This is a genomic window from Acidibrevibacterium fodinaquatile (assembly GCF_003352165.1).
In the GTDB taxonomy this organism is placed as follows: Bacteria; Pseudomonadota; Alphaproteobacteria; order Acetobacterales; family Acetobacteraceae; genus Acidibrevibacterium; species Acidibrevibacterium fodinaquatile.
The window spans coordinates 2,161,300-2,175,430 of sequence record NZ_CP029176.1 but is presented as its reverse complement, the minus strand read 5'-3'; the positions used below and the strand labels follow the sequence as shown (position 1 = coordinate 2,175,430).

13 protein-coding genes are annotated in these 14,131 nt (G+C 65.0%); 9 read left to right on the top strand and 4 right to left on the bottom strand.

Annotation, left to right across the window (positions count from 1 at the left end):
• Window positions 1-17 precede the first annotated feature (17 nt).
• The 4 genes from metG to DEF76_RS10440 are packed head-to-tail and all read left to right on the top strand — an operon-like array spanning window position 18 to window position 3,746.
• Window positions 18-1,550, top strand: a complete 1,533-nt coding sequence (metG, locus tag DEF76_RS10455) for a methionine--tRNA ligase (RefSeq protein WP_114912282.1) — start codon at window positions 18-20, stop codon at window positions 1,548-1,550.
• A gap of 4 nt (window positions 1,551-1,554) precedes the next feature.
• Window positions 1,555-2,328: a TatD family hydrolase gene (locus DEF76_RS10450; RefSeq protein ID WP_114912281.1), complete on the top strand. Its 774-nt coding sequence runs from the start codon at window positions 1,555-1,557 to the stop codon at window positions 2,326-2,328.
• Window positions 2,329-2,334: 6 nt separating this feature from the next.
• Window positions 2,335-3,141: an MBL fold metallo-hydrolase gene (locus DEF76_RS10445; protein WP_408842070.1), complete on the top strand. Its 807-nt coding sequence runs from the start codon at window positions 2,335-2,337 to the stop codon at window positions 3,139-3,141.
• 32 nt (window positions 3,142-3,173) lie between these two features.
• Window positions 3,174-3,746 carry a biotin transporter BioY gene (locus DEF76_RS10440; protein WP_205215979.1) on the top strand — a complete coding sequence of 191 codons (573 nt, stop codon included), beginning with the start codon at window positions 3,174-3,176 and terminating at the stop codon, window positions 3,744-3,746.
• Between the two features lie 299 nt (window positions 3,747-4,045).
• On the opposite strand, the gene DEF76_RS10430 is transcribed toward DEF76_RS10440, so the two are convergent.
• The 4 genes from DEF76_RS10430 to DEF76_RS10415 are packed head-to-tail and all read right to left on the bottom strand — an operon-like array spanning window position 4,046 to window position 8,342.
• Window positions 4,046-4,819: a transporter substrate-binding domain-containing protein gene (locus DEF76_RS10430; protein ID WP_114912280.1), complete on the bottom strand. Its 774-nt coding sequence runs from the start codon at window positions 4,817-4,819 to the stop codon at window positions 4,046-4,048.
• Window positions 4,816-5,190, bottom strand: coding sequence for a carboxymuconolactone decarboxylase family protein (locus DEF76_RS10425; RefSeq protein ID WP_456303830.1), 375 nt, complete (start codon window positions 5,188-5,190; stop codon window positions 4,816-4,818). The genes DEF76_RS10430 and DEF76_RS10425 overlap by 4 nt, the downstream gene beginning before the upstream one ends.
• Window positions 5,191-5,244: 54 nt before the next feature.
• Window positions 5,245-6,738 (bottom strand): amidase, encoded by a 1,494-nt coding sequence (locus DEF76_RS10420; RefSeq protein ID WP_114912279.1) that lies wholly within the window; start codon window positions 6,736-6,738, stop codon window positions 5,245-5,247.
• A gap of 5 nt (window positions 6,739-6,743) precedes the next feature.
• Window positions 6,744-8,342 carry a gamma-glutamyltransferase family protein gene (locus DEF76_RS10415; protein ID WP_114913813.1) on the bottom strand — a complete coding sequence of 533 codons (1,599 nt, stop codon included), beginning with the start codon at window positions 8,340-8,342 and terminating at the stop codon, window positions 6,744-6,746.
• 85 nt (window positions 8,343-8,427) lie between these two features.
• Here DEF76_RS10415 and DEF76_RS10410 point away from each other — a divergent pair, with 85 nt between their 5' ends.
• The 5 genes from DEF76_RS10410 to DEF76_RS10390 all read left to right on the top strand — a co-directional run bounded on the left by DEF76_RS10410 (window position 8,428) and on the right by DEF76_RS10390 (window position 14,114).
• The gene (locus tag DEF76_RS10410) at window positions 8,428-8,763 is read left to right on the top strand and encodes a tRNA-binding protein (protein ID WP_114912278.1); all 336 of its coding nucleotides are present in this window, start codon (window positions 8,428-8,430) and stop codon (window positions 8,761-8,763) included.
• Window positions 8,760-9,407: a 5,6-dimethylbenzimidazole synthase gene (gene bluB, locus DEF76_RS10405; RefSeq protein ID WP_114912277.1), complete on the top strand. Its 648-nt coding sequence runs from the start codon at window positions 8,760-8,762 to the stop codon at window positions 9,405-9,407. The genes DEF76_RS10410 and bluB overlap by 4 nt, the downstream gene beginning before the upstream one ends.
• Before the next feature lie 144 nt (window positions 9,408-9,551).
• Window positions 9,552-10,616, top strand: a complete 1,065-nt coding sequence (locus tag DEF76_RS10400) for an NF038122 family metalloprotease (RefSeq protein ID WP_114912276.1) — start codon at window positions 9,552-9,554, stop codon at window positions 10,614-10,616.
• Window positions 10,617-10,756: 140 nt separating this feature from the next.
• Complete coding sequence (secA, locus tag DEF76_RS10395) at window positions 10,757-13,477, top strand: preprotein translocase subunit SecA (protein WP_114912275.1); 2,721 nt, start codon at window positions 10,757-10,759, stop codon at window positions 13,475-13,477.
• 16 nt (window positions 13,478-13,493) lie between these two features.
• Window positions 13,494-14,114 carry a carbonic anhydrase gene (locus tag DEF76_RS10390; protein WP_114912274.1) on the top strand — a complete coding sequence of 207 codons (621 nt, stop codon included), beginning with the start codon at window positions 13,494-13,496 and terminating at the stop codon, window positions 14,112-14,114.
• Window positions 14,115-14,131: the final 17 nt, after the last annotated feature.

Here is a 14,131-nt window from a genome sequence, read left to right as displayed (position 1 = left end):
CCTATGAGCCAGAGCGCATGAAAAAATTCTACCTCACGACGCCGATCTATTACGTCAATGGCGCCCCCCATATCGGCCACGCCTATACCTCGATCGCGGCCGACGTGCTGGCGCGCTGGCAACGGCTCGACGGGTTCGAGGTGTTTTTCCTGACCGGCACCGACGAGCATGGCCAGAAAGTGGAAAAAGCGGCGGCGGAGGCCGGGCTCGACACGCAGCGCTTCACCGATCGCGTCGCCGAAGATTTCCGCGCCATGGCGGCGGCGATGGGGGTCTCCAACGATGACTTCATCCGCACCACCGAAGAGCGCCACAAACGCGCCTGCATCGCCCTCTGGGAGCGGCTCGTCGCCAATGACGCGATCTATCTCGGCCATTACGAGGGCTGGTACGCGGTCCGTGACGAGGCGTTTTATGGCGAGGATGAACTCGTCACCACGCCGGACGGCACGCGCCTTGCGCCGACCGGCGCGCCGGTGGAATGGGTGCGTGAGCCCTCCTATTTCTTCCGGCTCTCCGCCTGGCAGGAAAAATTGCTCGCCTTTTATGAGCAGAACCCGGACTTTATCGCCCCCGTCGCGCGCCGCAACGAAGTATTGAGCTTCGTCCGCAGCGGGCTCACCGATCTTTCGGTCAGCCGCACCAGCTTCACCTGGGGCATTCCGGTGCCCGGCGATCCGGCGCATGTGATGTATGTCTGGCTCGATGCCTTGACCAATTACATCACCGCCGCCGGCTTCCCCGATGAGGCCGACCCGCGCTGGCGCTTCTGGCCGGCCGATCTTCATATCGTCGGCAAGGAGATCGTGCGGTTTCACGCGGTTTATTGGCCGGCGATGCTGATGGCCGCCGGGATCGCCCCGCCCCGGCGCATCTATTCGCATGGCTGGTGGACGGTGGAGGGCGAGAAGATGAGCAAATCGCTCGGTAACGTCATCGATCCGCGTGAATTGGTCGGCGAATTCGGCCTTGATCCGCTGCGCTATTTTCTTCTCCGCGAGGTGCCGTTCGGCAATGACGGCGATTTCAGCCGCCGCGCCCTGATCACCCGGCTCAACGGTGAACTCGCCAATGATCTCGGCAATCTCGCCCAACGCACGCTCTCTCTGATCGCGCGCCATTGCGAAGGACGGCTGCCGGCTTTGGGCGAAAGCACGCCCGCCGACGCGGCGCTGCGCGAGGCCGCGGCCCGGCTTCCGGCGCTGCTGCGCGAGCGCATCGCGCGCCTTGCCTTTCACGAGGCGCTGGAGGAAGCGTGGAAAACCGTCCGCGCCGCCAATGCCTATATCGATCATCAGGCGCCCTGGGCGTTGCGCAAGACCGATCTCGTGCGCATGAACACGGTTCTGCGCGTGCTTGCCGACACACTCCGCGTCATCGCGACGGTGTTGCAGCCCTTCATGCCGGCGAGCATGGCGCGGCTGCTCGATCAGCTCGGCGTCCCTGAGGACGCGCGCGATCTCGCCGCTTTGGCCGAGGCGCTGCCGGCGGGCGCGCCCTTGCCGCCGCCCTCGGGTATTTTTCCGCGCTTCGTCGAGCCGGCGGGCTAGGGCGATGCTGATCGATTCGCATTGCCATCTCGATTATTTCGCGGGCGATGATCTCGCCGGCGTACTGGCCCGGGCGCGCGAGGCAGGGGTCGGCGAGATGGTCAGCATCAGCACCCGGCTCGACCAGGCCCCCGCCCTGATCGCGCTGGCCTCGGCGCATCCGGGACTTTGGTGCACCGTTGGCGTCCATCCGCATCACGTCGCGGAAGCGCCGCTCGCCGAGGAAGCGGCGCTGGCCGCCCTCGCAGCCCACCCTAAGGTGGTCGGGATCGGCGAATCCGGGCTCGATTATTTCTATGATCGCGCGCCCCGGCCGCGCCAGCAGGAGAGTTTCCGCATTCATATCCGCGCAGCACGCCTGGCGGGCGTGCCACTCGTGATCCATGCGCGCGACGCCGATGACGATATCGCCGCGATCCTCCGCGAGGAATGGGCGGCGGGCGGCGCCTTCGCGTTTCTCCTCCATTGTTTCAGCGCCGGCCGCGCGCTCGCCGAGGCCGCGCTCGCGCTCGGCGGCTATATCAGTTTTTCCGGCATGCTGACCTTCCCGAAATCGGAGGCGATCCGCGCGATTGCGCGCGACGTTCCGGCCGAGCGGCTGCTGGTCGAGACCGATGCCCCCTATCTCGCGCCGGTGCCGCATCGCGGCAAGCGCAACGAGCCGGCCTTCGTTGCGCACACAGCGATGCGGCTCGCCGAGATCCGCGGTCTCGACGCGGCGGCGCTTGCGCATCTCACGACGGAAAATTTCCGCCGGCTATTTACGAAAACCGGTTGAGCGGCGATGACGGCGGCGGCGATGCGGGTGGTGGTGCTGGGTTGCGGCGGCTCGGCCGGTGTGCCGCTGATCGGCGGCTCGGACGGCCGCGGTGATTGGGGTGTCTGCGATCCCGCCGAGCCGCGCAACCGCCGGCTGCGCGCCAGCATCGCGGTGTGCGCCGGCGGCCAGACCCTGCTCGTCGATACCGGCCCCGATCTGCGTGGCCAGTTGCTCGGCAACGGCATCGCCCGCATCGATGCGATTCTCTACACCCATGCCCATGCCGATCACATCACCGGGCTCGATGACGTGCGTATTCTGAATCGCATCGCGAACCGCCCGCTGCCGGCTTATGGCATGGACGTGACACTCAGCGAAATTCGCCGCCGTTTCGAATACGCGTTCCTGCCGCATGATGCGCGGCAATTTTTCTATCGTCCGGTTCTGCTACCGCAAATCGTCGCGCCAGGGGACGAGGTCGCGATGGCAGGGATCACGGCACGGGTTTTTCTCCAGGACCATGGGTTTGTCACCTCGCTTGGGTTTCGCTGTGGTGGTTTCGCCTATTCGACCGATGTCGTCATGCTCGATGCGGCGGCGCTCGCGGTGCTCGAGGGTGTCGATACCTGGCTCGTCGGCTGCTTTCAGCGCGCGCCACACAAGACCCATGCGCATCTCGAACGGGTGCTGGATTGGGCGGCAACCCTCGGGGTGCGCCGAACCGTGCTCACCCATATGGGAACCGACATGGATTGGGGCTGGCTCAAGCATCATTTGCCGAGCCATGTCGAACCCGCTTATGACGGATTGATCTTGGAGATTCCCGGCTGATCGCCGCGGAATAGAAGGAGAGAAAGACGATCGTGACACCCCGCCCGCTCAGCGAACCTGCCATTTTCCCGACGACATCCTGGCTTGCCGGGCGCAGCCGCGCCGCGAGATGGGGCAGCCTCTTGATCGGGACCGCGCTGCTCGCCCTTTCCGCCCATATCGCGGTGCCGTTCTGGCCGGTGCCGATGTCGATGCAGACCCTGGTCGTGCTGCTGATTGGTTTCGCCATGGGGGCACGGCTCGGCGGTGCGACCGTGCTCGCCTATTTCGTCGAGGGGGCGATCGGGTTGCCGGTTTTCCATGGCGGCGGCGGGATTGCCTATTTTGCCGGGCCGACCGGGGGCTATCTGATCGGGTTTCTGCCGGCGGTGATGCTGGTCGGTGCGCTTGCCGAACGCGGCGCGACACGTAGCCTGCTCCGAACGGCGGCAGCGGCGCTACTCGGGGACGTGCTGATCTTCGCCTGCGGCCTCACCTGGCTTGCGATCATCGTGGGGCCGGCCAAAAGCCTCGCTTTCGGCCTCATGCCGTTCTTGCCAGCGGAAGCGGTCAAGCTCGCTCTCGCCATCGCTATCGCACCGCTGCTCCGGCGTGGTCGAGGCTGACGATTGCTCAGCAGCCAGCCCCCACAAAAAACCATCGCCTTGCCGATTAGAGCGCCATCGGTTTAAGTCGATCACGCTCTATCCCTATTTTGGCGAGCACGTTGGCCGGTTTTGATGGAACAGGATGGTTCAATCAAAACCGACCTTGCTCTAGAGCGATCGCCACGCGTTACGACAAAACCGCCCGGAATTTCCTCGCCGCCACCCACCTCGCTGCCGTCATCTCGCTCAATTGATGACAGGCCCTACATAAGACCGATTTTTGCTGCTTTTTCTTCAGAAAAAGAAGGTCTTTTGCGCTATTGGCCGAGCCATGCTTGGCGCCATCGCGTGAGCCTCCCGCTTTCTCGCGCGCGGGTGAGAAATCCGTCCACCCAATCCCGCCATTCGCGATCACCTTGCGGCAGGAGATAGGCTTTTTCGCTCCGCGTGAAGGGTTTTTCGGGATGGACGGCGCAGAGCCCCGGCGTTGCGCGCTGCTGATAGCGGGCCTCGGTCGCGTCGGTGATCATCAGATCGGCAGCGCCGGCGGCAAGCGCCGCGAAAATGCGCCGGTTGTCGGGGAAGATAACGATGGTGGCCGCGTGCAAATGGGCGCGATCGAAACTTTCATTGGTGCCGCCGGGATTGGTGATGACGCGGATGCCGGGGCGGTCGATGGCGGCCAGGGTTCCGAAACGCGCGGCATCCGAACAGCGGGCGAGGGGGGTTTTGCCGTCGGCGAGGATGGGTTCGGAGAACATCGCCTGCGCCGCGCGTTCGGGGGTGATGGTGATGCCGCCGGCACCGAGGTCGAATTTGCCGGCGCCGAGATCGGCCATCAGCGTCGGCCAGCTGGTGCGCACGAACACCACCCGCACCGCGAGTGCTGCCGCCATCGCCCGCGCGACATCGACATCGAAGCCGCGCCAGTCATCCGCCGTTGCCAGCGCAAAGGGCGCATAATCGCCGGGAAGGCCGACGCGCAGCACACCCGCCGCCCGCACTGCCGCCAACGTCCCGGCGCCGGCCGGTCGCGCGAACGCCAATGCCAAAGCGACGCCGGCGAGCAGACAGCGCCAGGCCGAAATCACGCCTTCGCGGCGGTTTTCGCCAGCATCTGATCGACCGCTTCCAGCGCCTCGGCGGCATACATCACCGAGGGGCCGGCTCCCATATAAATCGACATCGCCAGGGTCTCCGCCACCTGCTCGCGGGTCGCGCCATGCTTGACCGCGCCTTCGGCGTGATAGGCGATGCAGGGCGCGCAGCGCGTCGCAACGCCGATCGCGAGCGCGATCAGCTCCTTGGTTTTGTGGTCGAGCCCATCGCCGCCATGCGCCGCCTGCGCCATGTCGGAAAACGCCTTCAGCGTCTCCGGCGCCGCCTTGCGCAGATCGCGCACCGCGCCGTTCATGTTGTTGATCAGAGCCAGCCAGTCCTCGACCATGCCTTTTTTCTCCATACGCGAACGATCCCAGTGACATACCAGGGACGCGACGGCCATCCTTAATCCAAATCAAGCGAAACCGAGAAATCCCTCCGCCGCGCGGAGGGGCGGGGCGGCTTTGAGGGCGGCGATGTCTGGGACCGGGCGCGCGGTGCGGGCATCAGCGGCAAGCGCCCGCTCGAGCGCTTGCGCGACCGCGAGCACCAGCGCGTCGCCGCCGCGCGGGCCGATGATCTGGAGACCAAACGGCATGCCGGCGTGATCGCACCCGAGCGGCAGTGACAGCGCCGGGTGTCCCGCGAGCGTGACGGCATAGGCCAAAGCAAGCCAGTGGAAGTAATTTTTCGTCGGCCGGCCATCGATCTCGGCGGGATAAAGCTCGCGCCAGGAGCGCGGGCTGATCGTCAGCGTCGGTGTCAGAATGACGTCGTAATCGCGGAAAAAATCCTGCCAGCGGCGATAAAGCTCGGTTTGCAGGAGTTCGGCGCGGGCGACGTCGGCGGCGCTGTAGGCCAGCCCCTCGGCGACATTGGCGCGCACATTGGGGCCGACATCGTCCGGCTGTTTTTCCGCTTTCTCGCGATGGGCGGCGACGAAATTGACCGCGCGCAAGATCGCAAAAGCCTCATCGGCGCCGGCGCAATCCGGTGTCGTATCCTCGGCGCGGGCGAAAATACCACGAAACAGCGTGGTTTTTTCGGAAAATACCGTCGCGATGTGGCGTTCGGTGGGCGCAAAGCCGAGATCGGCGGTGAGGGCGACGCGGAGCCCGGCGAGATCGATCGCCGGCGGGGGAAAATAATCGCCGCCTTGACGCGTTTTGCGCCCATGCACCGTGTAAGCGAGCGGGTCGCGTGCGTCATCGGAAACCATCGCCGAAAGCATCAGCGCGAGATCGGCGACAGTGCGCGCCATCGGCCCGAGCACGCCAAGCGGCGACCAGCCGAGGCCGCGCTTTTCGTTGGCGACGAGACCAGGCGAGGGGCGAAACCCAACGATGCCGCAAAATCCCGCCGGGTTGCGCAAGCTGCCGCCCATGTCGGAGCCCGAGGCCAGCGGCACCATTCCGGTCGCGAGCGCGACCGCCGAGCCGCCAGAGGAGCCGGCGGCGGATTTCAGCGGATCGAAGGGATTGCCGGTGGCGCCATAGACGGCGTTGCGGGTATTGGCGCCGGCGCCCCATTCCGGGGTGTTGGTCTTGCCGAGCACGATCGCGCCGGCCGCGCGCAAGGCCGCGACCATGCGGCAATCCCGCGCCGGCACATGGTCGCGATAGATCGGGCTGCCATAGGTGGTGCGGAGATCCGCCGTCTCCTCGAGATCCTTGATCCCGACCGGAAGCCCATGCAGCGGCCCGAGCGCGTTCCCGCGCATCACCGCGGCCTCGGCGTCGCGGGCGGCATCAAGGGCGCGTTCGAAATCACGCGCGACCATGGCGTTGACGGCATGATCGACCGCCTCGATCCGCGCGATACAGCTTTCGGTGAGTTCGACCGGCGAGAGCTTTTTCGCGCCAATCAGCGCCCGGGCTTCGGTTGCCGGGAGATCACAGGCTTCGTTCATGGTGCTCAATACCCCAATGCCAGCCCGTCTTTGCGCGGATCGGAGCCACCGATCAGCACGCCGCGGGCGCGGTCGATCATGATTGCTTGGCCGCCGCCGAGCGGGCGCTCGATCCGGCTCGGCTGATGGCCGAGGGCGGCGAGGCGGGCGGCGAGAGTCTCGGGAATGCCGCGTTCGAGTTCGAGATTGCCGCCTTGCGGGAAGAAGCGCGCGAGATCGAGCGCTTCCTGAATGTCGAGGCCATAGTCGAAGAGGTTGCTCAAGAGGAGGCTCTGGCCCATCGGCTGGAAATGCCCGCCCATGACGCCGAATGGCATCACCGCGGCGCCATCCTTCGTCAACATGCCGGGGATGATGGTGTGCATCGGCCGCTTGTTCGGTGCGATGCAGTTGGGATGGCCGCGCTGGAGCCGGAAGCCGAGGCCGCGATTATGCAGCATGACCCCGGACTTTTCCGCGAGAATCCCAGAGCCGAAGCTCTGATAGAGCGAGTTGATCAGGCTGCAAGCATTGCCGTCGCGATCGACGACGCAAAGATAAACCGTGTCGGGATGGCGCGGCAGTTCGCTCTCGCCTGCCGCCGGCAGCTGCGCCATCGCCCGCCTGGGGTCGATCAGGGCGCGGAGGCGGGCGAGGTAGGCGGCGCTGGTGAGATGCGAAACCGGCACATCGGCCTGGGCGGGGTCGGCGAGGAAGGCATCGCGATCGCGATAGACCAGCCGCGCTGCCTCCGTGTGGCGATGGACGCGGGCAAGGCCGAGCGGCCCCTCAGGGTCGGGGGGGAAGCCATCGAGGAGACCCATCAGCATCAGCACCAGAAGGCCCGAGCCGTTGGGCGGGCATTGCCAGATCTCATAGCCGCGCCAAGCGGCGTGGATCGGGGTCACGAATTCCGCCCCCGAAAGCCCGGCGGCGAAATCACTCATCTCATGGCGCCCGCCATGCGCGCGAAGCGTCGCAACCAAGTCTTGCGCGATCTCCCCCTCGTAGAAAGCGCGGGCGCCTTGGCGGGCGATGGCGCGCAAGGTGGCAGCTAGCGCCGGCTGGCGGAACATCGTCCCCGGCGCCGGCGCCGCGCCATTGGGGAGAAAGGCGTTGGCGCCGGTTACGCGGAGTTTTTCCGCCGCATCCGCCCAATCGGCGGCGACGCGGGGCGCGACCGGATGCCCCTCCTCGGCGAAGCGGATCGCCGGACGCAGCAGCTCGTCGAGCCCCTTGCTGCCGTGCGCGGCAAGCAGCGTCTCCCAAGCGGCGACGGCGCCGGGGATGGTAACGGCGTGCGGTGAGTGATCGGGAAGCGCGGTGAGGTTCTGGCTCTCGAAAAAATCGATGTGCGCTGCCGCCGGGGCGCGGCCGGAGCCGTTCAGCGCGACCACGTGCCCGCTGCCCGCCGGGGCGTAGAGGCAAAAGCAATCGCCGCCGATCCCGGTCGAGTGCGGCTCGATCACACCGAGCACGGCGACGGCGGCGATCGCGGCATCGAGCGCGTTGCCGCCGGCGCGCAGGATGTCGAGCGCGGTGAGCGTTGCCGCCGGCATCGAGGTCGCCGCCATGCCGGCGGTGGCATAGACCGGGCTTCGCCCCGGCAGATGAAAATCGCGCATCGTTTCTCCCTCGCGCACGTGATCGGCAAAGACGCTATATAAAGCGGGACCGGCGGCGCGGAAACCGGAGCGGAGGAGCAAGGCCATGAGCGCGACCAGCGAGGATTTCGAGCGGCTCGATATCCGTCTCGGCACGGTGATCGACGCCAAGCCGTTTCCCGAGGCGAAAAAGCCCGCGTTTCGGCTATGGATCGATTTCGGCCCGGAGATCGGCGTCAAGCGTTCCTCGGCGCAGATCACGGTGCATTACCATCTCGATCAGTTGATCGGCCGGCAAGTGCTGGCCGTGGTGAATTTCCCACCCCGACGCATCGGCCCCTTCGAAAGTGAGGTGCTGACGCTCGGCCTGCCCGACGCGGAGGGCGCGGTCGTGTTGGTGCGGCCCGACTTCAAGCTGCCCGATGGGGTGCGGCTGTTTTGAGCGGCGCCGATGCCGCCGGGTTCGATGACGCGTTTCGCGCGACCCTTGCGCAGCTTTTCGTGCTGCGGCGCGATGTGCGGCGTTTTCGGCCCGATCCGCTGCCGGCGGGCACGCTCGAGCGGCTGCTCGCTTTGGCGAGCCTCGCCCCCTCGGTCGGGCTCAGCGAGCCGTGGCGCTTCGTCATCGTCACCGATCCCGCCCGCCGCGCCGCCGTCCGCGCGAATTTCGAAGCCTGCAACCAGGCGGCGCTCGGCGGCTATGGCGGCGAGCGGGCGGCGCTTTATGCCCGGCTCAAGCTCGCCGGAATCGATGTCGCGCCGGTGCAGTTCGCGGCGTTTTCCGACCGCGCGACCGAGCAGGGCGCCGGCCTCGGCCGCCAGACCATGCCCGAGATGGCGGACTATTCGGTGGTCGCGGCAATCCACACGCTCTGGCTTGCGGCGCGCGCCGAGGGGATCGGCCTCGGCTGGGTTTCCATTCTCGATCCCGCCGCCGTCGCCGCCAGTCTCGATGTGCCAGCGGCATGGCGGCTGGTCGGCTATTTCTGCCTCGGTTGGCCGGAAAGCGAGGGCACGGTCCCCGAACTGCAACGGCTCGGCTGGGCCAGCCGCGCGCCGGCGTCTCAGCACACGCTAAAACGTTAGCAATTATTTCGAAAACTAATAATTTAAGAATTTTTTAGGCAAGCATTAAACCATATTGACGTCGAGAGGATTTTCTCGTTATGAGACGACATCCCTGGGCGAGACAAGGCCCCTCATCTTGCTCGCGAATTCGGAGTTTTAGCAATGGCTGCTGTTCTCGTCTCGCGTGCAATCCGCTTGGGGTGTTTTTGGGGGGCGCCGCTGTTGAGCGTTGCGCTGCTTGCCGGGGCGGCCCGGCCGGCGCAGGCGCTGACCATCGACCCGACATTTTCCTCCTCGATCACCACCAGCGCCGATGCCGCGACGATCGAAAGCGATATCACCAACGCGATTGCGTTTTACGACCAGACCTTCACCAATCCGATCACGGTCGCGATCGATTTCCAGGTCCAAGGCAGCACGACTAGTCCCACGAGCTTTCTTGGGAAGAGCCTGTCCTCAACCGGGCTTCTGCCTTACGCAGACTATACCGCGGCGCTTTATGCCAATGCCACGGCAAATCAGAACGCGGTGGAACTTGGCGGCTATAATCATCTCGCGACCGGCAACCAGGCACCGCAGATCATGGCGACCACCGCCGATTTGCGCGCGCTCGGCTTTAACGCGCCGGGAGCCGCCACCAATAGCGGGACGCCGGGCACTTTCGATGGGATCATCACGCTCAGCGCCAATTATATCGCTGGCTTCGGCGGTAATGGCACCTATGCCGCAAATCCGGTGATCCAGCATGAGATCGACGAGGTGCTCGGCATCGGCGGGCCGGGTTCGACCCTCAATATCCTCACCAACAATGGCGAGAGTGCAAGCAGCGTCGCGGACGCGCCGGTGATTGGCGGGCTCGCCACCATCGGCCCGCTTGATCTGTTCCGCTATGCCGCGCCCGGCACGCCGAGCTATACCACCTCCGGCTCGGCCAGTTCCTATTTCTCCCTCGATGGCGGGCAGACCAGCATCGAAACCTTCAATCAAGATTCCTCCGGCGATTTCGCGGATTGGGGTGGAACCAGCCAGCAGGCGACCAATCCGCCGGAGGTGCAGGACGCGTTTCAGAGCGGCGCGAATATCGCCTTGAGCCAGACTTCGCCGGAAGCTCTCGCCCTCCAAGCGATCGGCTATGACGAGGTGCCCGAGCCGGCCAGTCTCATTCTCCTCGGCAGCGCGCTTGCCGGTTTCGCCGCCGCACGCCGCCGGAGTGCGCGTCAGGCGTAATGCCCGAAGGGAGATCCCCGCTCCCCGCCGCGTTGACCGGCGCCGGGGGGCGTCTTATCTGACAGCCAAAGCCCTGTCCCGGCTGAGGCGCGGGGGTGGGGGGTTTCCTGTCGCCAGCGCCTGACCCGGAAGGCTATCGCATGTTTGCCCGCATTGCTCGCTCACTCTTCGGCACGGCCAATGATCGCTCGCTCAAAGCCTATCAGCGCCGGGTTCCCGACATCAATGCGCTCGAACCGACGATAGCGGCGCTCTCGGATGAGGCGCTGCGGGGTCAGACCGCGGCCCTTCGCGCCCGCCTCAATGAGGGGGCGAGCCTCGACGATATTCTGCCGGAAGCCTTCGCGACCGTGCGCGAGGCGGCGAAGCGGGTGCTCGGGCTCCGTCATTTCGATGTGCAATTGATCGGCGGCATGGTGCTGCATGACGGCAAAATCGCCGAGATGAAAACCGGCGAGGGGAAAACCCTGGTCGCGACGCTTCCGGTCTATCTCAATGCGCTGGCCGGCAAGGGCGTGCATGTGGTGACGGTGAACGACTATCTCGCCCGCCGCGACGCCGAATGGATGGGCCAGATTTACGCCTTTCTCGGCATGACCACCGGGGTCATCGTCCATGGTCTCGACGACGCCGAACGCCGCGCCGCCTATGCCGCCGATATCACATACGGCACCAATAACGAATTCGGCTTCGACTATCTGCGCGACAACATGAAATACCGGCTCGAGGACATGGTGCAGCGCGATTTCGCCTATGCCATCGTCGACGAGGTTGACAGTATCCTGATCGACGAGGCGCGCACGCCGTTGATCATCTCCGGCCCGGCCGAGGATTCCTCCGATCTCTATCGCCGCGTCGACGAAGTCGTCGCCGTGATCGTCAAGGAGCCGAGCAATTTCGACAAGGACGAAAAACTCCGCACCGCGACGCTGACCGAAGCCGGCGCCAACGCGGTCGAAGATGCGCTGCGGGCCGCCGGCATCCTGACCGAGGGCAATCTCTACGATATTTTCAATGTCACCCTCGTCCATCACGTGCAGCAATCCTTGCGCGCGCACACATTATTTACCCGCGACGTCGACTACATCGTGCGTCAGGGCAAGGTCATCATCATCGATGAATTCACCGGCCGGATGATGGAGGGGCGGCGCTATTCGGAGGGGCTGCATCAAGCGCTCGAAGCCAAAGAGCATGTCGAGATTCAGCCTGAGAACCAGACCCTGGCCTCGATCACCTTCCAGAATTATTTTCGCCTCTATCCCAAGCTCGCCGGCATGACCGGCACCGCGATGACCGAGGCCGACGAATTCGCCGAGATCTATAAGCTCGACGTCGTCGAAATCCCGACCAATGTCGCTGTGACGCGCGATGACCAGGATGACGAGGTCTATCGCACGGCTGGCGAAAAATATGAGGCGGTGGCAAAGCTCATCGCCGAATGCCGCGCCCGCCGCCAGCCCGTCTTGGTCGGCACCGTCAGTATCGAGAAAAGCGAAATCCTGAGCGGTCTTCTCAAGAAGAAAAAAATCCCCCACGCCGTGCTTAACGCCCGCTTTCACGAACAGGAAGCGGAGATCGTGGCGCAAGCCGGCGCCCCTGGCGCGGTGACCATCGCGACCAACATGGCCGGGCGCGGCACCGACATCAAGCTCGGCGGCAATCTTGAGATGCGCCTAAAGCACGAACTCGCCGACATCGCCGATGATGCCGCCCGGACCGCCCGCGCCGAGGCGATCCGCGCCGAAATCGCCGCCGCCGAGGCGATCGTCAAGCAAGCCGGCGGCCTGTTCGTGATCGGCACCGAGCGGCATGAAAGCCGGCGCATCGACAATCAGCTGCGCGGCCGCTCCGGCCGCCAGGGCGATCCTGGCGCCTCGCGGTTTTTCCTCTCCCTCGAAGACGATCTCATGCGCATCTTCGGCTCCGACCGCATGGGCGGATTGCTGCAGAAGCTCGGCCTCAAGGACGGCGAGGCGATCGTCCATCCCTGGATCAACAAAGCGCTCGAAAAAGCGCAGAAAAAAGTCGAAGCGCGCAATTTCGACATGCGCAAGAATGTTTTGCGTTACGACGATGTGGTGAACGCGCAGCGGAAAGAAGTCTATGCCCAGCGCCGCGAATTCATGCACAGCGAGGATGTCAACCAAATCATCAACGACATGCGCGAAGAGGTGATCGCGACCTTGATCGCCCGCCGTATTTCGGAACGAAGCTTCGCCGAGCAATGGCAGAGTGCGGAACTGGCCGATGATGTTCGCCGGGTTCTCAATCTCGATTTGCCGATTGGCGAATGGGCGAAAGAGGAGAATATCACCGGCGAGGAGGTGGAGCGCCGCATCCTGCGCGCGGCGGAAACCCAGCTCGCCGCCAAGGCTTCGAATGTTGGCCCCGATCTGATGCGCTTCATCGAGAAGTCGCTGCTGCTGCAGGTGCTCGATCAGGCGTGGAAAGAGCATCTTCTCGCGCTCGATCATTTGCGCCAGGGCATCGGTCTGCGCGCCTACGGCCAGCGCGATCCGCTGAACGAATACAAAAGCGAGGCGTTTGCTTTGTTCAACGCTATGCTCGACGAGTTGAAGGAGCGGGTGACGATGCTGCTCTCACGCGTCGAGCTGTCGCCCGACGCGCCGCCGGCGCCGGATTTCCAGCCGCGGCCGCAAGCGATGGCGGAGCTGCATCCGGCGCCGATGCCGGTCATGCAGGCCTTCGCGCCGATCGGCGCCGAAGAAGGCGGGGTTGCGACCATCGCGGCCGCAGCGGAAGATCAGGTCAGCGCCGACCCATGGGCCAATACGCCGCGCAACGCGCCATGCCCGTGCGGCTCGGGGAAGAAATACAAGCATTGCCACGGCCGCAGCTGAGCGGAGTTTCGCACACATGGACGCCCTGATCGCCGGCTATCATCGCTTTCGTCAAAGTGGCTGGCCCGAGCATCGCCGCCGTTTTTCGACATTGGCGACCGAAGGGCAATCCCCACGGGCGATGGTGATCGCCTGTTCGGACAGCCGGGTCGATCCCTCGATGATATTCGATGCCGCGCCTGGGGAAATCTTCACCGTGCGCAACATCGCCGCTCTGGTTCCGCCTTATGCGCCCGATGACAAACATCATGGCACGAGCGCCGCGCTCGAATTCGGCGTGCGGGTGTTGCGGGTGTCCGAACTCATCGTGCTTGGCCACGCGATGTGCGGCGGTGTCAACGCGCTGCTGCACGGCTCACCGCTCGCCGATGGCGAATTCATCAACGCCTGGGTTTCGATTGCCGAACCCGCGCGTCGCACCACCCTCGCTGCGGTGGCGGTCACGCCGGAAGAGGCGCAGACGATATGCGAACTCGAAACCATCAAGCTGTCTCTAGCAAATCTCCGCACTTTTCCCTGGATCGCCGAGGCCGAGGCGCGAGGTGATTTGCGCCTCCATGGCGCCTCCTTTGATATTCGGAGTGGTCTTCTCTCCCGGCTCGGTGATGACGGTCAGTTTCGTCTCGTGACGGACTAGGGGGTGTCATGCCCTCT

Excerpts from the sequence above, each read along its gene's own strand:
- DEF76_RS10410 (WP_114912278.1), top strand. The coding sequence starts at position 8,428 with ATGAGCGCGACCAGCGAGGATTTCGAGCGGCTCGATATCCGTCTCGGC.
- DEF76_RS10450 (WP_114912281.1), top strand. The coding sequence starts at position 1,555 with ATGCTGATCGATTCGCATTGCCATCTCGATTATTTCGCGGGCGATGAT.
- metG (WP_114912282.1), top strand. The coding sequence starts at position 18 with ATGAAAAAATTCTACCTCACGACGCCGATCTATTACGTCAATGGCGCC.
- DEF76_RS10425 (WP_456303830.1), bottom strand. The coding sequence starts at position 5,190 with ATGGAGAAAAAAGGCATGGTCGAGGACTGGCTGGCTCTGATCAACAAC.
- secA (WP_114912275.1), top strand. The coding sequence starts at position 10,757 with ATGTTTGCCCGCATTGCTCGCTCACTCTTCGGCACGGCCAATGATCGC.
- DEF76_RS10420 (WP_114912279.1), bottom strand. The coding sequence starts at position 6,738 with ATGAACGAAGCCTGTGATCTCCCGGCAACCGAAGCCCGGGCGCTGATT.
- DEF76_RS10400 (WP_114912276.1), top strand. The coding sequence starts at position 9,552 with ATGGCTGCTGTTCTCGTCTCGCGTGCAATCCGCTTGGGGTGTTTTTGG.
- DEF76_RS10445 (WP_408842070.1), top strand. The coding sequence starts at position 2,335 with ATGACGGCGGCGGCGATGCGGGTGGTGGTGCTGGGTTGCGGCGGCTCG.
- DEF76_RS10415 (WP_114913813.1), bottom strand. The coding sequence starts at position 8,342 with ATGCGCGATTTTCATCTGCCGGGGCGAAGCCCGGTCTATGCCACCGCC.
- DEF76_RS10390 (WP_114912274.1), top strand. The coding sequence starts at position 13,494 with ATGGACGCCCTGATCGCCGGCTATCATCGCTTTCGTCAAAGTGGCTGG.